The 21,769-nt window shown below is 60.3% G+C and carries 20 protein-coding genes and 2 pseudogenes; 11 read left to right on the top strand and 11 right to left on the bottom strand.

Annotated features, from left to right (window positions below; all coding sequences use genetic code 11):
* Window positions 1–110: 110 nt before the first annotated feature.
* Together K408_RS44445 and K408_RS0132125 are read left to right on the top strand one after the other, a co-directional pair.
* Window positions 111–815, top strand: a complete 705-nt coding sequence (locus K408_RS44445; protein ID WP_433994158.1) for a hypothetical protein — start codon at window positions 111–113, stop codon at window positions 813–815.
* Window positions 816–844: 29 nt separating this feature from the next.
* A complete protein-coding gene (locus tag K408_RS0132125) occupies window positions 845–1,096 on the top strand; it encodes a hypothetical protein (protein ID WP_024342654.1) in 252 nt (83 codons plus the stop codon).
* 273 nt (window positions 1,097–1,369) lie between these two features.
* Here K408_RS0132125 and K408_RS41475 read toward each other — a convergent pair.
* From K408_RS41475 to K408_RS0132110, 4 genes and pseudogenes are all read right to left on the bottom strand, one after another.
* Window positions 1,370–1,546: pseudogene (locus tag K408_RS41475) on the bottom strand (VIT1/CCC1 transporter family protein); the annotation flags it as partial.
* Between the two features lie 9 nt (window positions 1,547–1,555).
* Window positions 1,556–2,860 (bottom strand): Nramp family divalent metal transporter, encoded by a 1,305-nt coding sequence (locus K408_RS0132120; RefSeq protein WP_024342655.1) that lies wholly within the window; start codon window positions 2,858–2,860, stop codon window positions 1,556–1,558.
* Between the two features lie 207 nt (window positions 2,861–3,067).
* On the bottom strand, window positions 3,068–4,021 hold the full coding sequence (mbfA, locus tag K408_RS0132115) for an iron exporter MbfA (RefSeq protein WP_024342656.1): 954 nt from the start codon (window positions 4,019–4,021) through the stop codon (window positions 3,068–3,070).
* A 465-nt stretch (window positions 4,022–4,486) separates the two neighbouring features.
* Window positions 4,487–4,804 (bottom strand): DUF736 domain-containing protein, encoded by a 318-nt coding sequence (locus tag K408_RS0132110; protein ID WP_024342657.1) that lies wholly within the window; start codon window positions 4,802–4,804, stop codon window positions 4,487–4,489.
* 874 nt (window positions 4,805–5,678) lie between these two features.
* Between K408_RS0132110 and K408_RS41470 the strand changes: the two are divergent.
* The 3 genes and pseudogenes from K408_RS41470 (at window position 5,679) to K408_RS44180 (ending at window position 7,388) form a co-directional block, all read left to right on the top strand.
* Window positions 5,679–6,448, top strand: a pseudogene (locus K408_RS41470) (IS5 family transposase).
* A 126-nt stretch (window positions 6,449–6,574) separates the two neighbouring features.
* The gene (locus K408_RS0132095) at window positions 6,575–6,898 is read left to right on the top strand and encodes an ArsR/SmtB family transcription factor (protein ID WP_024342660.1); all 324 of its coding nucleotides are present in this window, start codon (window positions 6,575–6,577) and stop codon (window positions 6,896–6,898) included.
* Window positions 6,899–6,908: 10 nt separating this feature from the next.
* A complete protein-coding gene (locus tag K408_RS44180; RefSeq protein WP_024342661.1) occupies window positions 6,909–7,388 on the top strand; it encodes a hypothetical protein in 480 nt (159 codons plus the stop codon).
* Here K408_RS44180 and K408_RS0132085 read toward each other — a convergent pair.
* From K408_RS0132085 to K408_RS0132060, 6 genes are all read right to left on the bottom strand, one after another.
* A complete protein-coding gene (locus tag K408_RS0132085; protein ID WP_024342662.1) occupies window positions 7,369–8,457 on the bottom strand; it encodes an Acg family FMN-binding oxidoreductase in 1,089 nt (362 codons plus the stop codon). The genes K408_RS44180 and K408_RS0132085 overlap by 20 nt on opposite strands.
* 250 nt (window positions 8,458–8,707) lie before the next feature.
* Complete coding sequence (locus tag K408_RS0132080) at window positions 8,708–9,157, bottom strand: YiiD C-terminal domain-containing protein (protein ID WP_029674602.1); 450 nt, start codon at window positions 9,155–9,157, stop codon at window positions 8,708–8,710.
* 129 nt (window positions 9,158–9,286) lie between these two features.
* Window positions 9,287–10,651 carry a sensor histidine kinase gene (locus tag K408_RS0132075; RefSeq protein ID WP_024342664.1) on the bottom strand — a complete coding sequence of 455 codons (1,365 nt, stop codon included), beginning with the start codon at window positions 10,649–10,651 and terminating at the stop codon, window positions 9,287–9,289.
* Complete coding sequence (locus K408_RS0132070; RefSeq protein ID WP_024342665.1) at window positions 10,651–11,343, bottom strand: response regulator transcription factor; 693 nt, start codon at window positions 11,341–11,343, stop codon at window positions 10,651–10,653. The genes K408_RS0132075 and K408_RS0132070 overlap by 1 nt, the downstream gene beginning before the upstream one ends.
* The gene (locus K408_RS0132065) at window positions 11,318–11,920 is read right to left on the bottom strand and encodes a cytochrome b/b6 domain-containing protein (protein ID WP_024342666.1); all 603 of its coding nucleotides are present in this window, start codon (window positions 11,918–11,920) and stop codon (window positions 11,318–11,320) included. Before K408_RS0132065 ends, K408_RS0132070 begins: the two co-directional genes overlap by 26 nt.
* Window positions 11,921–11,924: 4 nt before the next feature.
* The gene (locus K408_RS0132060; RefSeq protein WP_024342667.1) at window positions 11,925–12,203 is read right to left on the bottom strand and encodes a PepSY domain-containing protein; all 279 of its coding nucleotides are present in this window, start codon (window positions 12,201–12,203) and stop codon (window positions 11,925–11,927) included.
* Between the two features lie 200 nt (window positions 12,204–12,403).
* Here K408_RS0132060 and K408_RS0132055 point away from each other — a divergent pair, with 200 nt between their 5' ends.
* The 4 genes from K408_RS0132055 (at window position 12,404) to K408_RS41465 (ending at window position 15,403) form a co-directional block, all read left to right on the top strand.
* A complete protein-coding gene (locus K408_RS0132055; protein ID WP_024342668.1) occupies window positions 12,404–12,880 on the top strand; it encodes a ferritin family protein in 477 nt (158 codons plus the stop codon).
* Window positions 12,881–13,016: 136 nt separating this feature from the next.
* Window positions 13,017–13,712: a VIT1/CCC1 transporter family protein gene (locus K408_RS0132050; protein WP_024342669.1), complete on the top strand. Its 696-nt coding sequence runs from the start codon at window positions 13,017–13,019 to the stop codon at window positions 13,710–13,712.
* Window positions 13,713–13,794: 82 nt separating this feature from the next.
* Window positions 13,795–14,340: a cytochrome b gene (locus K408_RS0132045; RefSeq protein ID WP_024342670.1), complete on the top strand. Its 546-nt coding sequence runs from the start codon at window positions 13,795–13,797 to the stop codon at window positions 14,338–14,340.
* Window positions 14,341–14,509: 169 nt separating this feature from the next.
* Complete coding sequence (locus K408_RS41465) at window positions 14,510–15,403, top strand: LysR family transcriptional regulator (RefSeq protein WP_080654975.1); 894 nt, start codon at window positions 14,510–14,512, stop codon at window positions 15,401–15,403.
* Window positions 15,404–16,717: 1,314 nt separating this feature from the next.
* Here K408_RS41465 and K408_RS0132025 read toward each other — a convergent pair.
* Complete coding sequence (locus tag K408_RS0132025) at window positions 16,718–19,690, bottom strand: Tn3 family transposase (protein ID WP_006023681.1); 2,973 nt, start codon at window positions 19,688–19,690, stop codon at window positions 16,718–16,720.
* Window positions 19,691–19,825: 135 nt separating this feature from the next.
* On the opposite strand from K408_RS0132025, the gene K408_RS0132020 reads away from it, so the two are divergent.
* Complete coding sequence (locus K408_RS0132020; RefSeq protein WP_024342673.1) at window positions 19,826–20,452, top strand: recombinase family protein; 627 nt, start codon at window positions 19,826–19,828, stop codon at window positions 20,450–20,452.
* A 109-nt stretch (window positions 20,453–20,561) separates the two neighbouring features.
* A protein-coding gene (locus K408_RS0132010; RefSeq protein WP_155248743.1) for an IS3 family transposase occupies window positions 20,562–21,751 on the top strand; the annotation gives its coding sequence in 2 pieces (ribosomal slippage) (window positions 20,562–20,820 and window positions 20,820–21,751; 1,191 coding nt in all).
* Window positions 21,752–21,769 lie beyond the last annotated feature (18 nt).

Below are 21,769 nucleotides of genomic sequence, written 5' to 3'. Positions count from 1 at the left end.
GCGGCCTTGGCCGCAAATCTACCTCTGCCAATCAGGAAAGAAGGTCAGCGCGCTCTTCTGCATTTCCGTCAGGCTATGCCCATGCCGGCGCGGCATTCGGCAGAATTCCGTTGCCTAACGTCAGCAAGCCGGATTATTGGATAGGCCGTTCAGTCCGGCTCGTCCTCGATAAGCCCCTGGATCAACGCGGCAAGAGGCGCTTCGTCGCCGTGAAAGCTGGCGATCATCGCGTTAAGGAAGGCCTCGGGGTCGAGGTCCTCAAGATCGATCGGGTGTCCAGCCTGATCCGCCAGCAGGAGGAAGAACGACAGCTGGGTACGGCCATTGCCCTCGCGGAACGCATGAATGACGTTGAGTTCGGAGAGGAAGTGGGCCGCCTTCTCAGCGAACTCCTCCACCTCCAGCCCGGCCAGAAATTTGTCTTTCTTCAGCTGCCCGAACAGCAGGTTCGCCTGATTTTCGATGCTTTCCGGAAATCAGAACGGGTTCCCGCCCTTGGACATGCGAACGGTTCGGATCTTCCCGGCCCAGTCGTAGACGTCCTGAAACAGGTGCCCGTGAACCGCCTTGAAATGCGCGAAATCCAGATCACCGGCCGGGAGTTCTTCATCGGCCCTGGCGTCGCTTACTTCCGCTTCGAATGCGTCGAGCTCATCGGCGTCGGTAAGATCGAGCTTGTTTTTCAGGACGGTGGTGCCGGGATAGCAGTAGTCATCGGCGACTGCATCGTACATCCCGGGTTATGCCTTCCGGTAGGCCTTGATGATCGCTTTCCGGCGCTCTTGATGCCACAAGTGAGTCTCGGCATCAATTAAGTCCACTGGACTGCCTTTGGGCCTCCTTGATGGCGGCCGGGTGGAATTTCACCCCCAACGCTGCGAACGCCTACCGCAACAAGATACGGAACCTGAAGCAGGCGCTGGCAGAGTCAGATGAGGACAGCCGTGTGGCCGCCCATGAGGCCATTCGGGAGATTGTCGAGAAAGTCGTCATTCATCCACGGGGCCGGTACAAACCCGTGCAGATCGACATTTACGGCCAACTTGCCGCCCTGCTCAGGATTTCCGAGCGAGCGGCTGAACCCCCAGAGTTCTAGGGAAGCGCTGGTTGCGGGGACTGGCATTGGCCAGAACTTGCGCGATCCCCAAGTTGAGGTGGTTGCGGGAGGGCGCAACCATCAGAACTTGCGGACGCAAAAAAGCCGCCCGGTTGGGGCGGCTGATCTACGCGATTTGGCATCGCAATTTGAGATGGTTGCGGGGGCACGCAACCATCTCAAATTGCTTTTTCGAGCGGCGGCATAGCTACCTGCCGGCGCTGTGTTTCCGACGATAGCGTACCACAATGAGGAAGTTCGAATCCCCCACGGCCCGGCAACGAGCCCGGCGATGCCGGCAACGAGGATTTCGTGCTGGGCTGTTGTAGCGGCGGCGACGCCCACGATCAGGCTCGACGTCCATATCAGCCCGTCATTGGCTCCGAGCACTGCGGCTCGAAGCCAGCCGATACGCTCGATGAGATGAGCTTCCTTGTGAATTGTGCGCATGTTTCCCCCTTATCCAAATCCCGGAATCGAGACGCCGAAGACCTGGAGAAGCAAAATGACGTTGAGACCGAGGACGGCGATCGTTCCGGCAACGGCGGTGAGATGGGTGAGACGACCATTGGCGAATTCGCCCATGATCGCGCGGCTGCGCGTGAAAATGACGAGCGCAATCATGGGAAGCGGCAGCGCGAAGGAGAGAACGACCTGGCTGTAGATCAGCGCGTCCGTTGCGTTGGCCCCGAGCAGAACGACGATAAATGCCGGCAGCATCGTTGCCAGCCGGCGCAGCCAGATCGGAAGGCGGAATCCGGTGAAACCCTGCATGATCAGTTGGCCCGCCATGGTGCCGACGGCTGATGAGGAAATGCCGGACGCCATCAGCGAAACCAGGAACACGGAAGCGGCGGCGGCCCCCAGCAAGGGCGTCAGCGTATGGTAGGCCGTGCTGATTTCCGCGACATCGGGATGGCCGGTATGGAAAGCGGCCGCCGCCATCATCACCATGGCGATATTGACCGCGCCGGCGACCGCGAGCGCGACGAAGCATTCCAGATTGGAGAAGCGCACGAGGGCACGGCGCTCTGCATTGTCACGGGCCGACGCCCGGTTCTGCGTCAGACCAGAGTGCAGATAAAGCGCGTGCGGCATGACCGTCGCGCCGATGATGCCGACCGAGATGGTCAGGGCAGCCCCGTCAGGCATTGACGGCATCACGATACCAAGCATCGCTTCGCCCCAGGCGATCGGCGCGATGACCAGTTCGATCACGTAGCAAAGGCCAATCGCTGCTACCAGCGCGCCGATGATGAGTTCCATCGGGCGATAGCCACGCCCCTCGAACAGCAGGACGCCATAGGTCACGATCGCGGTAACGGCCATTCCTGCGATCAGAGGTATGCCGAAGAGCAGCGACAGACCAATGGCGCCACCGAGAAACTCGGCGAGGTCCGTCGCCATCGCGGCAATCTCGCTGACGACCCACATGGCATAGCGCACAGGCGTTGAAACCTGATCGCGGCATATCTCGGCAAGGTTCCGACCGGTGACGATGCCAAGCTTGGCCGAAAGCGCCTGGAAGAGCATGGCAATTAGGTTGGCCATCAGTACGACCCACAGCAGTGAGTAACCGAAGCGGGCGCCCGCCTGGATGTTGGTGGCGAAGTTGCCGGGGTCCATGTAGGCGATCGAGGCGATCACCGCCGGCCCGGCAAAGAGCAGGGCTGATCGCGCACCGCGCCGCCGTCCTGCCAGCACCTCGCGAATTTGCGCGTCGGTTCGCTCCGACAGGCTCTCGCGAACAGCCGTTTCAGTCATCGCGCCTCCTCGGCCTTGCCGCGTCGCGCCGCAGCGCCTGGAGGTCTTCCCGCGCGATCGGCAGCGAGCATGCGTAACGGACCTGGCATCGGCTTGGGCCAGCCGTGAGCAGGAGCTGCGTCAGGCAATCGGGCAAGCGATTACCCCCGGAAAGTATGGAAGCCATCGCTACCGGCGACGAGGTGGCGTTGTTCCTTCGCTTGAACATCAAGCGCTGCCGATGAAGATGCCCGTGACCAGCACGAGAAGACCGCCGAGGACGACCTGAATAATGGCCGAGGTGAAGGGCGTCTCCATGTACTTCCAGCGAATCCAGGCAATGGCGAACAACTCCACCGCCACCACGATCATCGCCGCGATGGTCGCGGTCCAGAAATTGGGGATCAGATAAGGCAGCGTGTGCCCGAGGCCTCCGATTGCGGTCATCAGGCCGCAGATGCCACCGCGCAGCCAGGGATGGCCGCGATCCGTGATCTCGCCGTCGTCGGACAACGCTTCGGTCAGCCCCATGCTGATGCCGGCGCCGATCGATGCGGCAAGGCCGACGACAAACGTGTTCCACGAATTGTGCGTGGCAAAGGCGGCCGCAAAGATCGGGGCCAGGGTCGAGACCGAGCCATCGATCAAGCCGGCGAGGCCGGGCTGTACCACCTGCAAGAGGAAGAGGCGCTTGGCTGTAGCCTCTTCCTCCTCGCTGGCATCGACCGTGCGGGTCGTCTCCAGATTAGCCGCAATGTTGACGTGCTGATGCTCCTCTTCAGCCAGATCGGTGAGCAACGTGCGCATGCCGACATCCGTCGTGCGTTCAGCCGCCTTCGCGTAAAACTGGCTGGCCTCATATTCCATGAGTTGAGCCTGCTTGCGGATCGCATCGAGGCGCAGGTCCTTGAGGAGCCAGACTGGATTGCGCTTCAGGAACCCCTTCACGTCCTGCCGGGTGATATAGGGTAACTCGTCCCCGAACTTGTCAGTGTAGACCTTCAGCAGCCGGCGGCGGTGTCCCTGCTCCTCGGCAGCCATTTCCTCGAACGCCCGCGCCGAGGCCGGATAGGTGCCACGCAGCTTCGCTGCGAAATTGAGATAGATTCGTGCGTCCTCCTCCTCATTTGCAACGGCCAGGGCCAGCACCTCGGATTCGGAGAGGTCGTCAAAACGCTTCATGGATCACCAGATTTAGAATGATTCTAATCATGGTAACCGTTGGCGATCGAGTCTGTCAATATTTTAGAATCATTCTAAAAATATGCACCCACTTCCAGTCGTTGAGACCGCTCCTCTGCTCCAGTTTGTGGTCACGCCGATCCGAACGAGGGCCGCCGCTACCACCAAAAGAACCAGCACGTCGTAAGTCGGGGCGAGACCGGGGGGGCAAGGCGCAAGGGCGGCCGAGACGGATGGGAACCCGGCCCGGCCGAGCGTCAGCGATCCCTTGCGCCGCGCCAGGGGGCAGCGCCCCCAAGCAACCTGTCCGGCGTGAGCGAAGCGGGAGCCGGAGGGAAGATCCGATCGGGATGCCGGAAATCTGAAAGTCGAAATCTCCTCATCCCGATCTCTCTATTTTCTTGAAGGCGGCGGGCATGAGCATAAAGAAGCCCCGATCTTGGCGGGGCTTCTGGAAGGCTGGCCTCAATCGCCGTTGCGGCGGGACCAGATGAGGTTGTGGCCGCTGCCGTCCTCGGCTTCGACCAGGCTGGCGTAGATCGGGGCCGGGAAACTCGGATCGTCCAGCTTGACGGAGAGGTATTCCCAGCTGCTCTCGCGGGCGGTTTTCTTCCAGGCCGCACCGAACTCGGTCGCACCGGCGAAGATGCGGAAGTCGGGGCCGCGCTTGCTTTCGCCTTCGGTGGGGACGAACTTGGCCTTGACGTTGAGGGTCAGGGTCTTGACCGCGCCGGTGAAGCCCGCGCCGTTTTCGTTCTTGGTGAAGGTGCCGATGGTTGCCATTGCCGTATTCCTTTTCCTGTCGGGCCGCACCATTGCGACCTCGATAAGGGTCGTGAGACCGGGGACGATCGGCCCCGCACCCGAAGGGCCGGAATGAAGTGGAAGGCGGCCGGCGACGGCTTTTTTGGATCGCGATGCAAAGCCGAAGGCGGCGGACAAAAGTTGGCGACGGACGTTGCGGGAGACGAGCGAGGCGAAGCCGGTTCTCGGTCAGACCCATGCCAATCGAGATCGCGGATGGAGCGCCCGTTTCAGGAAATCAGGGGAATACGGCAATGGCGGCCGTCCCTGCGCCTCGCCGCTCGAGAACGGAAACGGCGCGGGGTTCGCTGGTCGATGTTCTGCCGCCTGACCTTCATCGTCAAGGCCGGCAACCGCCCCCGATGGGTGTAAGCGATGCTCGGCCGAGCTTTCGCTCCCTCGCTGCACAGGCTGGGTTTGATGCTGCCGGAACGACTGCTCACGAGAGCAGCCATGAATGCCTTGGCCCGCAACTTCGATCCGGGTTTCCGGTGCTGCTCTGCTCCCTGCCGTGATCGACCGAGTGGAGCTGCCTCATCACACTGGTGTCAGTGCGATGGTGAATGAGGCCCGCCTATGTGGGGCGCTCGCGAAATGACCGCCGCTGCCTTTGCGTTTTGCGTTAGCGATCGAAGCCGAATGGCGGAAACGCGCCATGGGCGTGGTTCCGGCGCAGCCGAGAGCGCGGCCCGAAGGGCAACGCCAAAGCTCTTTTTATACCCTCATCGGGTAGCCAGCACCGGTAATGGATCGTGGGGCATCGCCCTAGCTAGGACCAATCGACATTCAGGATTCAGTTCTGTCGTGATGTGTGATTCATGGGGCTCCAGACCCGTTGGTCTGGAGCCTGCAGATGTCGAAGCCGAAGCGCTACGAATTGACCCTTGAGCAATGGCGCCGGGTCGGGGGTTTGTTGCCCGGCAAGCCCGGTGATCCGGGCCGTTCTGGGGCGGATAATCTCAATTTCGTCAATGGCGTGCTCTGGGTACTGCGCTCCGGCGCACATTGGCATGACCTGCCTGATCGCTATGGCAAGTGGAAAACTGTCCACAAGCGCTTCACGCGATGGGCGAAGGCCGGCGTATGGGAACGTGTCTTCGCCCACCTGATCGACGATCCCGACAACGATTATGTGAGCCTCGATTCAAGCCTCGTGCGCGCTCATCAGCAGGCAGCCACCGGAAGGGGCGGCGGGCAAAAAGGGGGGACCAGGCTCTGGGGCGCTCCAGAGGAGGACTGACGACCAAGATCCACATGGCCGTGGATGCGCTGGGCCGACCACTGAAGCTGATCCTCACGCCCGGACAGCGCGGCGATGCACCGCTCGCCCCGGCCCTGCTCCAGGGCCTCTCGCCACGCCGCGTGCTTGCCGACAAGGCCTATGATGCCAATACCCTTCGCGGCTTGATCGCCAGCATGGGCGCCGAAGCCGTCATTCCCTGCATCCCCACCCGCAAGCAGCCGATCCCCTACGATTTCGAGGCCTACAAGGTCCGCAACACCATCGAGCGATGCTTCAACAAGCTCAAACACTTCCGACGCATCGCAACCCGCTTCGACCGGCGCGCCGCAAACTTCCTCAGCTTCCTACACCTCGCCGCAGCAATGCTATGGATGCGCTGAATGTCGATTCAGCCTAAACCTTCCTCCAGCGCGCATTGAATTCAGTGTGTTGGAATTTCGAAGGACACTTATCTTTTTGGATAAATATCGTTGACAAGGCCACGCCGCTGTATTTAGCTTACCCAAATGGGTAACCAATTGCATCTCCAGTTCCATGCCCTTGCAGACCCGACACGGTTGGCCGTTGTCGAGCGTCTTCTGGCCGGCCCAGCAACGGTCGGTGAGCTTGCAAAGCCTTTTGACATGGCCTTGCCGCCCTTTACGAAACATCTCGGCGTTCTGGAGCGCTCCGGCCTCATTACAAGCAAGAAAGTGGGGCGCGTTCGGATTTGCGCGATCAATCCGGAAGTCATGGCCCGGATTGAAGACTGGTTTTCCGACCGCCGCGCGCTCCTGGAAGCGCGCCTGAATGCTCTTGAATCGTATCTCGATCACGACCGGCAACATTGAGGAGTCTAGTATGTCGAACAGCCCCGAAATGATTTGCGACACAATCAGGGTGGAACGCCTTCTAAAGGCGTCGCCCGCCCGCGTGTTCGCCGCCTTGACCGACCATGAAGCTCGGCGTCGTTGGGAGCCGACGCCGGAGGGTATTACGGCAGGGCCGGTGGCAAGGTGTTCTCCGATCCTCACCGGGATCGCCAGCCAGACCGGGAAATCCGTCGCACAGCTCGTCTTGCGCTTGCTGATCCAGAAGGATGGCGTCGTTGCACTCTCCGAGACGGTGGGCGAGGACCCAGCCGCCGAGAACCTCGCGATCTTCGATTTCGAGCGGTCACCCGAGGTCGTGGCCGCCATAGACAGTCTCGCCCGCCGCGATGACCGTCTGGTCTGCCCGAGGGCCTGGCGCCGGATTGGGATTGACGTTCTGACGGCCGGCGCATTGGCGCTGGCCGGACATCTTCAACCGCCGACGGCGATCAGACGAGCACCGCGGTGACGGGCCTGCGCGGCGAGAAAGGCAGCGTCGGCCCGTAGCCGAAACGCATTACGAGGTCCGGACGCTTGCCCGAGGCGCCGACAAGCACCGCAAGCTGCGGCCGCAGCGGCGCGACTTCCACCGGCTGATTGACGAACGACGTCCGCAATCCAAAGCTGGTCGCGGCAAGGGCAAAGCGCTGGCAGGCACGGCCCACCGCGATCCAATGTGCCTTGTCCTCCCGTTCGCCGATGAAGACGGCAAGCCCGGCGGAACTGTCGATCTGACGGGCGTATTTGTCATTCTCGGAAGCGACCGTGAAGAAGTGGTCAAATGCGGGTCCAGCCAACAGGTCGGGCAAAACGGGATTGCCGCTCGCGGCGGAGAACAGCCCGTCGCCTGTTTCCATCGCCTGCTTCGGATTGAAGCGCAGCCAGTGCTTCAGCTCCACCATGAACGCCGGATCAGCCATCTGCACACCGTTGCCAACGAGGATGAGATCTCGAATCTGGTTGATCCTCGGCCGTTCAGTGACAAGCGCCAAGCCGACTCCTGGCATGGAAGCCGCCCGAGCCAGCGCCTCAAGATCAGCCGCAGGAACGGGGCGTCCGTCGAACTCGGCGCGCGTGGATTGGCGCTTTGGAATGGCGGCAAACAGCGGGTCCGACCATCCGGTGCCTTCCGTAAACGTGAAGCGGACACCCCCATCTCCTGCGACCTCAATCGCCCCTGGTCGGCCCGTCGCCTCGGCAGCAATCCGCAAGGTCTCGGCGACACAACCGAGACTGACAAAGAGATGGTGGTCGTCGGGGTCGACCGCGGACGTCGCGCGGGACGGGTCGGGCAGAATGTCGATGGCGTTTCCCTCGATCGTGAAGCGCCAGGGTTGGGTATTGTGCCCATTCGGGGCGAGCGTTGCGTAACCTATGAGGTCCCGAAGCGTCGGACCGGCGGGAAGCTCCTTTCGCAAGGCCGCGGCGTATCCGGCATAGTCCTCCATCAATCCGGTCGATGCACGCCAGCCCAGGGTGCTCGCGCCGCTGAGCACAAGCAGGCTGCCCGCTCCAATGATGAGACCGCGTCGATTCATGCTGACTCCTGTTGCGCCGACACCATGTGTTCACCAGTCGAGAGTTGTTGACCCCGGTCAAAGCGGCCTGCACGGTGCCTCAAAGCGGAACGACATGACCGTCGGGGCACTCCTTCGGCATGACGGCGAGAGGCGGGGCGGCTTATTCGTAGTCGATCCTGTTAATGCTCCTTCCTGGCATCCGATTGCCGCCACTCTCCGTGCTTACGACAAGGTCGGGAAGACTATTTCGCTGAATCCTGCGTCGCGCCTAGGGGCTGCTTCGAAGAAACGCCACGAACCGGCCCTTCAATCTGCCGGCAATGATGTCGCCGTAAGTCAGTACCGACTGAATCTCCAGACGCGCGCGCTTTCTGCGGATGAGCGTTTTCAGGAATTCTGGCCAGTCTGAAATTTCAGGCAAGGACGCTATGGCGGTAAATGGCCCACTGATTGGGCAATTGTAGTCCATTTGATTGGATTGGATCACAATCTCGCAATGATGGCCCTCATTCAGAAGGCGCAAATGTAGAAGCGACCACGCGGCGAGGATTGCAACAGCGGAAGCACTGCCACCAAAGACAGTGCTCTTGTGATTAATGTTTGGCTCTAGCGGCGCGCCAAGCATGACGGATTCTGGCGAGGCTGAAAGCACCGAAACGTTCATTGCCGCCGAAAGAGGAATCTGCCGATGTAGATATTGCTCCAAATAAGGTTCCATATCGATATATTTCCTGCGACATACCGGCAATACCGCGTACTATTGATAGCTTCTTACTACCCCGCTGGCGGTACGCTTAGATTGATGCGAAATTGATACAAACAAGAAGATGCGCTCGCCATTTATCCCTCAAGAGGAACTTGAATCGGGAAAAATGAGACGGACGAGTGCGCCTCCACCCGGCGCATCCTCGATGCGGATCTCGCCTCCATGCAAGGTCATGATGGTCGAGGCGATAGCGAGGCCAAGGCCTGCGCCTTCGGTGCGACTTTTGTCCAGCCGATGGAAACGCTCCAGCACGGCGCTACGTTGAGCAGCCGGAATGCCCGGACCGTGATCGCGCACTGAGCATTGTCCGCCCGGTCCCGCAACCACCTCAACCACGGTCCGCGGCGGGGTGTGGGACACGGCGTTCTCGACGAGGTTCCTGAGTGCTCGGCCAATCGCGTCGGCATGCCCGTGCACTTCGGTCGCGCCGGCATCCCGGAACGCGATGGAGCGACTGCGGGCAACGGCAAGGGGCGTCAGTTCTGAGGCGACGTCAGAGGCAATCGCACGAAGGTCAGCGCGCGTATTCGCGTCGATCTCAAGCGCCGTAACGTGAGACAAGTCCAGCATCTGGTCCACCAGGCGCTTCATTCCCTGCGCATCGGCGGCAAGCCTTGATTTCGCCTCACCCTCAGGCAATTTGCCGATGCTCAGCATCATGATGGCCAGCGGCGTTCGCAGCTCATGGGCGGCGTCACCGGCAAAATCCTTCAGCGTCCGCACGGCACGCTCGACGCGCTCCAGCATCCTGTTGACGGCGCTTACCAGCGCCTGCACCTCCCGCGACGAGGCTTTCGTCTCGATCCTCATCGCAACCTGTGCCGGGTCGATTCCATCGACGGCGGCGATCGTGGCCCTGAGAGGCCTCAAGGTGCTGCGCACCACGCTGAAGTTGAACAGCAGGAAGAGCAGCGAGAGCAGCAGGAGCGGAAACAGCACATGGAAGCGGATTTCGTTGAAAATAACTGGAACGAAGGGGCCAAAACCCTGCCCAGCTATGGCGACCGTGATCCAGAAGGGTTCATCCGCCACGGTGACGCGGCGCGTCCCTGAGAGCAGAAAGCGGTTGCCCCAGTTCTCCCGCTGGGTGCGGATCACCAGGAATGACGCCGGGGCCTCGTCAGCGACCTTGATATCGCCGTCATCGAACTGCCCGATGACGCCGCCGCCCCGCTCGTGGATGAGGAATGCTCGCTGCGTTCCTTTGGCGATAGGCTGCCGGAGATCTTCTGGGACAGTGCTGCTCGCGCGCATCTGCGGTATGTCGCTTGCGATCCGATCGGCCTCCGCGCTGATCAGGAGCTGATCTAGCTCATTGGGCCTGTTGACATACGACCACACCACGGCGGACAGTTCGACCACCATGAAAACCAAGCCCACCAGGGCGAGCCGCATGGAAAGCCGAAAGAACAAACTGCGTGGCTGGTGAGGACCGTCGCGAGACATCACGCCCGGTCATCCTGTTCAACCGCCGGCGTGATCATGTATCCGATGCCGTGGGCCGTATGCAGGACGACATTCGCGCTCTCGGCCGCGAGCCGACGACGCAATCGAGATACGGCGGCCTCCACCGCATTGGGAGTCACCTCCGAGGAAAGGGCGTAAAGCGCTTCTTCAAGGCTGGCCTTGCTCACGACGTGACCGGCCCGTCGCATCAGGCGCTCGAGCAGACCCAATTCACGCGGCGGCAGGCGGATCACGCGCTCACCGATCCGAACCTCGCGCTCAACACTATCGAAGGCAAGGTCCCCCACGCTCAAGATCGTGCCGAGGCAACCGCCGGGCCGGCGTAGTAGCGCGCGGCAGCGAGCCGCGAGCTCCGGCATCTCGAACGGCTTCACCAGATAGTCGTCAGCCCCGGAATCGAGTCCGCCAACGCGATCGCCGAGCCCGTTTCGAGCGGTGATGACGAGAATGGGCGTCGTGCCTCCCGCTCGCCGGATAGAGCGGATGAACGCAACGCCATCGCCATCCGGCATGCCGAGATCGACGAGCAGCAGATCATAGCGTGCGACAGCAATGCTCTCCTCGGCCTCGGTGAGGGTAGAAAAGCAGTCGAGCACGAAGCCTTGCTCAGCAAGGCCTTCCGAGATCAAGGTCGAGAGGCGGGGATTATCCTCCGCCAGCAGTACCCGCATGGTCGATATCCGTTCCGCTGGCGCGGCGTTTGCGCCCGGTGATCATGGCAAGAATGAGATTTTCCCGATGTAGCACACTCTCCATTATGGCTGCGAATACATGGATAGCGGCCATCGCGATGATGAGATTAGCGCAGAGCGCATGCACCTCCTGGAGCCATTCGACGCCCCAGAACGCGTCGAGCCCCTGCATCCAGCCCGTGAGGCAAGTTAGGGCGATAAGCGTCATGAGCACCAGGACCATGGCCCCGCCGGCGGGATTATGACCGACATAGCGACGATCCCGCCGGGCCTTGACGGCAGCGAGATGCAGAAGGACGGCTCGCGGCGAGGTCACGAAGTCGGAAAAGCGCGCATGGGTGCTTCCGACAAATCCCCACACGACGCGCACCGCCAGAGCGGCGGCGATCCCATAGCCGACATAGCGATGGGGCGGCTTTCCCGAGGCCAGCACGAAGTAATTAAGGGCGGTGCCGAGGACCACCGTCCAGTGAAAAATCCTGACCAGCGGGTCCCACACGCAGACGGCGTCCTGGCCACGTGGTGGCGCCACAGCGCGGCTAACCTCGGACGTCATTGGCTCAATCCACATTCTTCTCGACGATCGCGGCGGTGACGGGGTTGAAGTAGACTTCAGCCTTATGGCCGTCCGCCGTATAGCCGTAGATCTCGTAGCAGCCGGTGGTGGTCTTCTTGAATATCTTGATATCCTTGTATCCCATGTCGGCGATCTTCTGCTTCATCGCGGACTCGCTGAGCCATTTGCTCTCAGGCTCCTTCGTGCAGGTGGGGCTGGCCAATGCAGCGGACGACACAAGGCACAGTCCAGCGGCGGCAATGAGAAGAGATTTGCGGATCATTTGCTTTCCTTAGAGACATTTTTGGTTCGCTGCGGTCAGCGCGACACCGGGATTTCTATGACCTGGTCCTGACGAAAGCCTGACGACACGAACGATACTTGCGATGACCGGCCCATTGTCAGGCTTTCGTCAGGGCGCCCTCCTATCGATGAGCCGTTGCTCCAGTGAGAGCAGACAGACATCCCGTCAGGAGACAGACCATGAAATTCGTTCGAAGCTTCCTCGTTGCTGGCGCGCTCGTCGCCGCATCGCTCGCCACGGCGCCCGCTTTCGCGGAAGACGGCCTGCATGAGCAGACCAAGAAAAACCTGGAAGCGGCCATGCATGGCGAAGCTTTCGCAAACCTCAAATATCAGGCCTATGCCGAGCATGCCCGCAAGAGCGGCCACCCCGAGCTGGCCAAGCTGTTCGACGAAAACGCCAATGTCGAAGCCAATGAGCATTTCGCGCGCGAGGCCGATGCGCTCGGACTGGCGAAGTCGGACGAGGCCAATCTCCTCGACGGCATGGCCGGCGAACACTACGAGAACACGAAGATGTATGTGGACTTCGCCAATCAGGCCGACGCTGTCGGCGACAAGAAGACGGCCGCCCTGTTTCGTCAGATCGCCGCAGACGAAGGCGATCACTATGCCTCCTATAAGGCGGCCGTGGAAAAGCTGCGCGCCGGTAAGTGAGTCGATGCGCGGCGCGAGCACCTTCTCGCGCCGCGTCCATCAGGCCGCCGAATGTTTGCCGCTTGTTCTCGCGATTTACCTCGCACCGCGAGCATGAAAATCCGCAATCCAAACTCTTGAGCCAGGGGCATTTTTCATGCGCGCTCTCCACAAGGAAACGCATCTGATCGAGCGTATCGGTTGGCTTCGGGCTGCAGTGCTCGGCGCCAATGACGGGTTGATATCGACGTCCAGCCTGATCGTGGGCGTGGCGGCCGCGACGACGGCCCAACATGAAATCCTCGTCGCCGGCGTCGCCGGGCTCGTGGCCGGCGCGATGTCGATGGCGGCGGGCGAATATGTATCGGTCAGTTCCCAGGCCGATACGGAACAAGCCGACATGGCGCGCGAACGCCATGAGCTGGCCACGCAACCCGAGGCCGAGCTGGCGGAACTCACCGCGATCTATCAACAGCGCGGCGTCAAGCCCGATCTGGCGCGGCAGGTCGCCGAGCAGATGATGGCGAAGGACGCTTTCGCAGCCCATGCGCGTGATGAGCTCGGGCTTGCGAGTCATGTGATGGCGAGGCCCGTCCAGGCGGCTCTTACTTCAGCGGCGACCTTCGCCTCCGGCGCGGCGCTGCCTTTGATCATCGCGCTGCTTTCGCCGGCGGCCACTGTCGTCTGGAGCGTATCAATCGCCTGCCTGATCGGGCTCGCGGTCCTCGGCGCCGTCGGTGCGCGGGCCGGCGGCGCGAAGGTGTTCAAGCCGACGCTTCGGGTCGTGTTCTGGGGTGCAGTCGCCATGGCATCGACCGCGCTCATCGGCGCTTTGGTGGGCAAGGCGGTTTAGCTGGCCGCCACCGATCCACGACCCCAAGCAGGAGACCTTTATGTCGACGCAAACAACGCAAATATCTTCCCCCTCGAAAATCGTGGACGAGAGCGGCCGGCTTCAACCGTATCGCGATCGGTACAATGCAACGGCGCGCCTCTTCCATTGGACCATCGCGCTTCTGATCGCCGGTATGTTCCTTACGGATTGGATGCGAGGAGCTGCCGAGCGCGGATCGTCGGGCAGAGTCTGGTGGCTTTCTGCGCATGAATCACTAGGACTTCTCGTCCTCATTCTATCCATCGTCCGGCTCGGCTGGCGGCTCGCCCATCCGGCTCCCGCGGTTCGCGGGTCGCCTCTGGTGAGAAAGGCAGCCGAAGCCGGCCATGTGTTGCTTTATCTGGCGACCCTCGGCCTGCCACTGGCTGGTATTGGCCGGGCGATGTCGGGAGGAGGAGATGTCGTGTTTTTCGGCCTCGTCATTCCCTCCATGACGGGCCGCAACAGCCTGCTTTCGACCATCACGCACTTCGTGCATGGCGGCTTGGTGATGAACCTGCTGCTGGCATTGATCGCAGGCCACGTGATCGCGGCGCTCTGGCATCAGTTTCTTCGAAAGGATGGCACGCTTCAACGCATGCTTTAGGCAGAAGGTCCGATAGTTGGGGCCTCTCCCTTGCTCGTCGGGAGGTTGGTCATCGCCGCCAACGCGGCGGCGGACGCTGGACAAGTGTCATTCGCTGAAGATGTCGACAATACGCAATTCTGATCTGGAGGGGACACCGAACAAGGTCGCAAGCCGACTGGAAATGTCGATGATCGAGTTGCGTCATATCCGATATTTCGTCGCTGCATCCGAGCATGGCAGCTTCCGAAAGGCAGCTCACGCGCTCGGTATCCGGGAATCGGCCGTCAGCAGGCGCATACGCGATCTTGAGGACGAACTCGGCGCCTCACTTTTTCATCGGCACAATGGCGGTGTGAGCCTTACGCAAGCGGGCCAGCACTTTCTACTTCGAGCGCGCAAAGCGCTTAGGCAAATCGGCGAAGGGGCACGAGACGTTGCCGCCATCGGGCGTTGCGAGGACGGACGCGTCAAGATCGGCATCTTCTCCTCACTCGCTTCGGGCTTCCTCTCCGATCTGCTTCGAGTTTACGATCAAAACCATGCAGGCGTGCGAATCGAATTCGTCGATGGCAATCCCGCAGAACACGTCTCCGCCATCCGCCAACTACGTCTCGATGTAGCCTTTATTACGGGGACATCCGGCTGGTCGGAGTGCGAGACCGATCATTTATGGTCTGAACGGGTCTTTGCCGTACTCCCTGGCAGCCATCCTCTCGCCGACAAAGTCGAGTTGGACTGGTCCGATCTCGCTGGCGAGACCTTTATCGTCAGCGATACCGCACCCGGACCGGAGATTCACGACTATCTTGTGCAACGTCTCGCTGATCTGGGCTATCACCCTGAAGTTCATCCTCAGCATGTTGGGCGCGACAATCTTTTATCGCTCGTAGCGGTTGGCCGCAGACTGACGTTAACCAGCGAAGCAACGACAGTCACCCATCTGCCGGGTATCGTCTATCGCCCCATTACAAAGGAAATATTGCCATTCAGCGCCGTGTGGTCGCCAAGGAATGACAATCCAGCTTGCCGTCGGCTTTTGAGTCTTGCGCGCTCTATGGCCCGATCGAGCAAGGTGGTCTAGATCAATCCTTTCCTTCGGAATTAGCGCGCAAGCGCGAGCAGCGATCTTGCCCACGCAATGGCGAAGCGGTCTACCGTGGTGCGCGGGCCCAAGGGGAGAGAGTGACGTCGTGCTGCTGACTGACACTGACCAGTGCGATCGCGGCCACCCGCACCAACCTCCCATCGCGACCGCAGGGATGGCTCAGATCGTTACCGTTTCATTGTGTCTGGCACGTCAGTGTAGAAACACCCATCGTACGGTTTGACCAAGAAAACCGAAGACCAACGCCTCATCCCAGTAGCTCAGGGTCCCGATTCTAAACCGCTCGTGGCTCGCGATGGCCAATACACAGCTGATAGCTGCACTCATGAACAACATCATCGCAAGCGCGTTTCCGAAGCCCCAAGGCAAGTGGCTTTGGGCGACAGCAAACATCAGAATTATATACACCTTAAGAAGAAAACGACGTGCGACATAGCGCGAGTCGGAGCCCAGCTTTGACACGCGCATGTTCGGAGCATTCAATGGCGGCATCTGTCTCGAAGTAGGAAGCCCTCGCGATTCGGGCTGACGGTTAGCATTCAGATTACGCGTCCTCGATGAGGCAGTTCGGAATAGGTATTGCGATAGATGCAGCGCCAATCGGGTAAGAAAAATTGCTCCTGCGCGGCGAAGCCAGAGCGTAACTTTCAAAAGTCTCAAAGACAATAAATAGAGCAGCCGCCGGAGGCGTTGGCTCCGCTTGACGAGGATCGTCCAAATACCCACGACCAACCTCAGATTAACAGAAAATCCGAACACCCGGCCGCGTAAACCTGTGTGCTCCTTCTCCCAAACATAAAGAGCGGGACAATCAGCAGATAGATACCGCTGAAGTCCCAGAAATATACGATGGTATATAGGACTTTTGATTTCGAACATCAGGACGACCCTGCAAGGCACTGTCACCCCAAGAATGGCAGTGATATGCAGCCAACGTCATCTCGCGGACAGAGTCCGCTACCGACGCATGAGGATCAACGAGCAATGCCAAGCGACAGTAGTCGAGAAAGCGCGCCGCTCGGGTCGTTCGGACGAGTCTGAAAGCTGTCAGTCTCGCCTGTGATGGCCCAAGCGGCCGGTCACGGAGGTGAGACATGAATATTCAGTTTTTTACCATGCCAGGTTCGCGTCACGGTTCTCGCGCTGCCTTGCCGAGGAACAATCGCGCGTTCTCTGATCAGCGGCGCCGGGATAATCGACCTTCCACGAAACCTGTCTCTGTGAACCGGATTCGAATGGTTGCGGTATGGCCCCTGAACATTAAAGGGGCACAGATATACGGCAGGCGGATCATGGGTTGAACGGGATGGCTCGGAACCCGTTTTTGTCGAGAGCCGGCTTTTCTTCCCAGAGGTAATCGCCGGTCAGGTTCACATGCTCCCATGTGAGAGGCGACAGGCTGGACAGCAGATGATCCGGGATAGCCTGTCCTGCACTGCGCAGGGCATCGATGACGCGGCCGATATAGATTGTGTTCCAGTGAATGATGGCGGTGACAACCAGATTGAGAGCGGATGCCCGGATCGACAGGTTTTCCTGACTGCGATCGCGGAAACGGCCGAGACGATGAAGATTGACTGCCCGAACAAGGCTGTTCCGGCTTTCGCCCTTGTTCAATTCAGCGGTAGTTGTCTTTCGCAATTGCTCGTCGTTGATCCAGTCGAGGGTGAAGAGGGTTCGTTCAATCCGTCCCATCTGGCGCAACGCCTGGGCAAGACCGCTTTGCCTCGTTGTCGCCGACAATCGCTTCAGCATGAGCGAGGCGCTGACGGTGCGCGTGCGTAGCGAGGTCATCAGGCGCAAGATATCATCCCAATGCGTCCGGATCAGATCGGCGTCAATCCGGTCACCCATGACATTCTGAAGAATTCCGTATTGTTTGGCCAGTCCGAAGGCGTAGAGGCATCGCCCGTCGAGATCGGGGATGCGCGGCACGAATGCGAAGCCGAGCGCATGACAGAGGGCGAATACAAGATCGCTGACGCCGCCGCCATCGACGTGGTGTCGGACAATATTAAGGCCAGCGTCGGTTTCCAGCAATGCGTCAAGCACGTGAACGGCTTCACTTGCCGTTGCGGCGATGATTTTGGTATGAAAGGGCGCGTAGCGACCAGAGATTGCGGTGTAGAGCTTGATAATCGGGTTGTTTCCATACCTGCCATTGACGCCGCCTGCGACTTCGCCGCCGTCGCCAAGATGGATATGTTGTCCGTCCGACGAGGAAACAGCGTGCGAGCCGAACACTGTTGAGAACGGGGCAGAGTGTTGAGCCTCAACCAGTTTGGCGAGCGCCAGAGCGAATGTCTCCTCGCGAAAATGCCAGATTGCCATCTGCTGTAGCTGGCGGCGCGTGATGCCGGGACAGGCATGCGCCATCTTCGAGAAGCCGAGATTTGTGGCTTCGGCGATCAGCGCCGCATAGAACACCCGCAGATCGGAAGGTGACCGACCGGTCTGGAGGTGCTCGAATAACGAACTGAAGCCGGTCATCCGGTCGATATCGGCCACAAGGTCCGTCAACCGGATTGGCGGCATGGCTGTCGCCACCCGCCTTGCGAACGCGATTGCGGCTTCGGTTTCCGTGCTTCTGACCGCTGGGACCCGCAATCCTTTTGCGCCGATGCGGGTATCGCCTCGACTAGTTTCCAGGCGACGTGTCGCCTCACGCAGCTTTTGATCCAGAGCGTCGGCCTTCTGGGCGAGATAGGTCTCGACATCGATCGGAATCGCGACCGGAATGCGGGCCTCGGCTTTGATGACGGCAAACGTCTGGTGCGAGATCATGTACTCGTCGAGTGCGCGGTAGGCGCGGGAACCCCTGATCCATATGTCGCCGGCGGCAATCCTGTTTTTCAGCTCGACGATGAGAAAGAGTTCCAGCATCTTCCGGTCGATCACGTCATCAGCGCCGACGATTTCCTTGCGCCATCGCGCATTCGCCAGCAGCAACGCCTTGCGGATCCAGGGCCGATCGTTTGATCTGGCCCCTTTCCTCCAGGCAGTTTCCATCTGCACAATAGCTTCAATGATATGTACGTTTCGGCGGTTTCCTTCAAAGGTGAACGAGGCCAGAAATGCAGCCGCGAACCGCCGGATGCGAGCATATTGAGCCGGCAGGTAGGTGATCAAATCATCCTCGCTGCGAGGCCTTCTCACTGCCTTCGCCGAAGCTGTTGCCTGAATGAGCTCTTCCCAGCTCGCGACAGTGGTCACCGCCTCATCAAGAGAAAGCCCAGCTTCGCGTTGGGCGGTTATGGCTTCGCCAAAATTGACGAAGAAATCGAGTGCGGATGTCGCCGACGATGCGGTTTCGAGGAGTTGCTTGTCACGGGCTGCCTCTGCCTGCCGAAAACTCTTGCCAATCAACGTCTCGAACATGCTGATCGCCGCGTCGGTGAGTGCTATTTCCATTTCCAGAAAAAACGCGGCCAATGTCGCGTGACGGCGGCCTGGCCGCATCTGCTCAAAATTCTGGGCAGTCAGACGACGACCTTCCTGTGCCATCCGACGAACACGGTGAGCCGGGATCGCTTGAAGCACATCATTGGGGACACCGACATGACGCACGGCCTCCAGTCGATCTATCAATCCCCGCATGGCCGTTGCCCCGGCTTTACCGGGAGGTTCTCGCAACCAGGATATGCCGCTCTGTTTTGCGCGTCGTCCCGCGCCGAGCAATGTTTCCATCCGAAGAACAAGGTCCGGCGTCAATCTTCCGGCGACATCGGTATACAGCGCCTCCTCGGCTTCAGTGCAAGCCTGCCCCGCCAACCGTTCGAGCACGGTAATGCCGGGAATAATGATGCGCCTCCGCCGCATCTCGTCAGCCAGTGTTGCAACGACAAATTTGTCTTTCGTCGAAGCGATCGCAATGCCGCGTGCAAATGCAAGCAGATCGGCGCGCAACGGGTGTGACAGTTCAGTGAAGCCATAGTGCTGGCGCAGGATGGCGAGCTGCTCATAGCGGGTTGGTGCTCTCCGTGCAAAAGTGGAAAGTGCCTCTGGCTCGATCCCGAGTTGTTCGGCCAGAAACGACAGCGCCACAGAAGGGATGACTTCCCCCCGCTGAATCAGGCGGCCGGGATAACGAAGAGCAGAGAGCTGAAGCGCTAATCCCAACCGAGTGTCATCATGGCGTCGAGTTTCGATAAGATGGCGATCATCGTCATCGAGGCACCAATGCCGGATCAGAGTGTCGTCATCAATGGGAAGAGCAAGGAAATTCTGCCGTTCGGCATCCGTCAAAATCATCCGGCGGGGCATGGGTACTCCGTTCGTCACAAAAAGATCGGAGATAACCGTTCATGGAGCTTACATTGCAAGACGGGTTATGTGACAATCTACAGACTTTGGCGCGACCAAATGAAGAATGTCACACAAACGGACGTATAAATGACATTGTTGATCGGATACGCACGGGTCTCGAAAGCTGATGGCAGTCAAGCCCACGACCTGCAGCGCGACGCCCTGATCAGGGCCGGCGTTCTGCCTGACCATATCTATGAGGATGCAGCCTCGGGCCGCCGCGACGACCGACCCGGTCTTGAGGCATGCCTGAAGGCGCTGCGTGTTGGCGACACACTCGTGGTTTGGAAACTGGATCGGCTCGGCCGTGATCTACGTCATCTGGTCAACCTGGTCGGCGATCTAACCAAACGCGCCATTGGTCTGAAGATATTGGCTGGCGAAGGCGCATCGATCGACACCACCACTACCAACGGCCGACTGGTATTCGCCATCTTCGCCGGGCTGGCTGAGTTCGAACGTGAGTTGATCGTCGAACGGACTAAGGCAGGCCTGGCGTCAGCCCGCGCCCGAGGGCGCAACGGCGGCCGCCCCTTCAAGATGACGCCAGCCAAGCTGCGGCTTGCCGCCGCATCCATGGGACAACCGGCAACCAAGGTGCGCGATCTCTGTGCCGAACTCGGAATTACCCGGCAGACGCTCTACCGGTTTGTCGGGCCAGAAGGCGAGTTGAGAGCCGATGGTGAAAAGCTGCTCAGTCGTCGCAAGCGCGAAACCTGAAGTATGCGAGGGGGACAGCTTCGTGCCTTCTCCGGCCGCTCCCGGTGACGTTGCCCCCTCGGCTTAATCCAGCTTGAAGTAGGCTCTGGCCCCACGACAAGGACCAGAGATGAAGCGCAACAGGTTCACCGAAGAGCAGATCATCGGGATATTGAAGGAGCAGGAGGCCGGGGTTCCGGTCGCCGATCTGTGCCGCAAGCACGGTGTGAGCAACGCCAGCATTTATAAGTGGAAGGCCAAGTATGGCGGCATGGACATCAGCGAGGCGAAGCGGCTGAAGGCACTCGAAGACGAGAACGCCCGGCTGAAGAAGCTTCTGGCCGATGCGATGCTGGACAACTCGGCGTTGAAGGACCTCCTGGGAAAAAAATGGTAGCGCCCGCTGCCAAGCGGGATGCTGTCGCCCATCTCCAGACTGTCTATGGGATGAGCGAGCGGCGGGCGTGCCAGGTGCTGGGGTGCTGTCGGATGACAATGCGTTACCACGCCACCAGGATCGATGATGGTTTGCTGCGCGAGCGGATGAAGGCCATTGCCCATGAGCGGCGACGGTTCGGCTATCGACGGCTGCACATTCTGCTCCGACGCGAGGGACATGTGGTCAATCACAAGCGATTGTTCCGGATCTATCGCGAGGAGAAGCTGACTGTGCGTCGCCGAGGCGGCCGCAAGCGGGCCATGGGCACGCGGGCACCGATGCTGATCCCGATGGCGCCGAACCAGCGCTGGTCGCTTGACTTCGTCTCCGACCAGATGACGGACTGCCGGCGCTTCAGGGTGCTGACGGTGGTGGACGATTGCACGCGGGAATGCCTTGCCCTGGTTGCCGACACTTCGCTGTCTGGACTGCGGGTGGCGCGCGAACTCGAGGTGCTCATCGCCAGGCGCGGGAAGCCGGCAATGATCGTCAGCGACAACGGCACCGAGTTTACCTCGAACGCCATCCTGAGCTTCGTCGACCGCATGCGGATCGATTGGCATTACATCGCCCCGGGCAAGCCGATCCAGAACGCCTTCATCGAAAGCTTTAACGGCCGGCTACGCGACGAACTGCTCAACGAAACGCTGTTCCCCTCGCTCTCGCACGTGCGGGCGACGGTGGCGTCGTGGCGAGCCGACTACAATCTCAACCGACCCCACTCGCGGCTCGGCTGGCTAACACCTGCCGAATACGCCGACACCTTCAACCCGCGACGGGATCTGGCGCTGCGCTCAATGGCCAGCTCCACGCCAGCCCCCGTCGCTCACCCCGCCCAGATGGGCAAAACCAACCGTCAGAGTCTACGTCACGCTGGATAGAAGTTGGGGGCAACGTCA

Origin of the sequence: Bradyrhizobium sp. in8p8 (genome assembly GCF_000426845.1) — a bacterium.
GTDB classification, from domain to species: domain Bacteria; phylum Pseudomonadota; class Alphaproteobacteria; order Rhizobiales; family Xanthobacteraceae; genus Bradyrhizobium; species Bradyrhizobium japonicum_C.
The sequence above is the reverse complement of the archived record's forward strand: the minus strand, read 5'-3'. Positions and strand labels throughout refer to the sequence as shown.

Bases quoted from the DNA above. Each gene is read 5' to 3' on its own strand.
- K408_RS0132125 (WP_024342654.1), top strand. From the start codon at position 845: ATGGCGGCCGGGTGGAATTTCACCCCCAACGCTGCGAACGCCTACCGC.
- K408_RS0132120 (WP_024342655.1), bottom strand. From the start codon at position 2,860: ATGACTGAAACGGCTGTTCGCGAGAGCCTGTCGGAGCGAACCGACGCG.
- mbfA (WP_024342656.1), bottom strand. From the start codon at position 4,021: ATGAAGCGTTTTGACGACCTCTCCGAATCCGAGGTGCTGGCCCTGGCC.
- K408_RS0132110 (WP_024342657.1), bottom strand. From the start codon at position 4,804: ATGGCAACCATCGGCACCTTCACCAAGAACGAAAACGGCGCGGGCTTC.
- K408_RS0132095 (WP_024342660.1), top strand. From the start codon at position 6,575: ATGGGTAACCAATTGCATCTCCAGTTCCATGCCCTTGCAGACCCGACA.
- K408_RS44180 (WP_024342661.1), top strand. From the start codon at position 6,909: ATGTCGAACAGCCCCGAAATGATTTGCGACACAATCAGGGTGGAACGC.
- K408_RS0132085 (WP_024342662.1), bottom strand. From the start codon at position 8,457: ATGAATCGACGCGGTCTCATCATTGGAGCGGGCAGCCTGCTTGTGCTC.
- K408_RS0132080 (WP_029674602.1), bottom strand. From the start codon at position 9,157: ATGGAACCTTATTTGGAGCAATATCTACATCGGCAGATTCCTCTTTCG.
- K408_RS0132075 (WP_024342664.1), bottom strand. From the start codon at position 10,651: ATGTCTCGCGACGGTCCTCACCAGCCACGCAGTTTGTTCTTTCGGCTT.
- K408_RS0132070 (WP_024342665.1), bottom strand. From the start codon at position 11,343: ATGCGGGTACTGCTGGCGGAGGATAATCCCCGCCTCTCGACCTTGATC.
- K408_RS0132065 (WP_024342666.1), bottom strand. From the start codon at position 11,920: ATGACGTCCGAGGTTAGCCGCGCTGTGGCGCCACCACGTGGCCAGGAC.
- K408_RS0132060 (WP_024342667.1), bottom strand. From the start codon at position 12,203: ATGATCCGCAAATCTCTTCTCATTGCCGCCGCTGGACTGTGCCTTGTG.
- K408_RS0132055 (WP_024342668.1), top strand. From the start codon at position 12,404: ATGAAATTCGTTCGAAGCTTCCTCGTTGCTGGCGCGCTCGTCGCCGCA.
- K408_RS0132050 (WP_024342669.1), top strand. From the start codon at position 13,017: ATGCGCGCTCTCCACAAGGAAACGCATCTGATCGAGCGTATCGGTTGG.
- K408_RS41465 (WP_080654975.1), top strand. From the start codon at position 14,510: ATGATCGAGTTGCGTCATATCCGATATTTCGTCGCTGCATCCGAGCAT.
- K408_RS0132025 (WP_006023681.1), bottom strand. From the start codon at position 19,690: ATGCCCCGCCGGATGATTTTGACGGATGCCGAACGGCAGAATTTCCTT.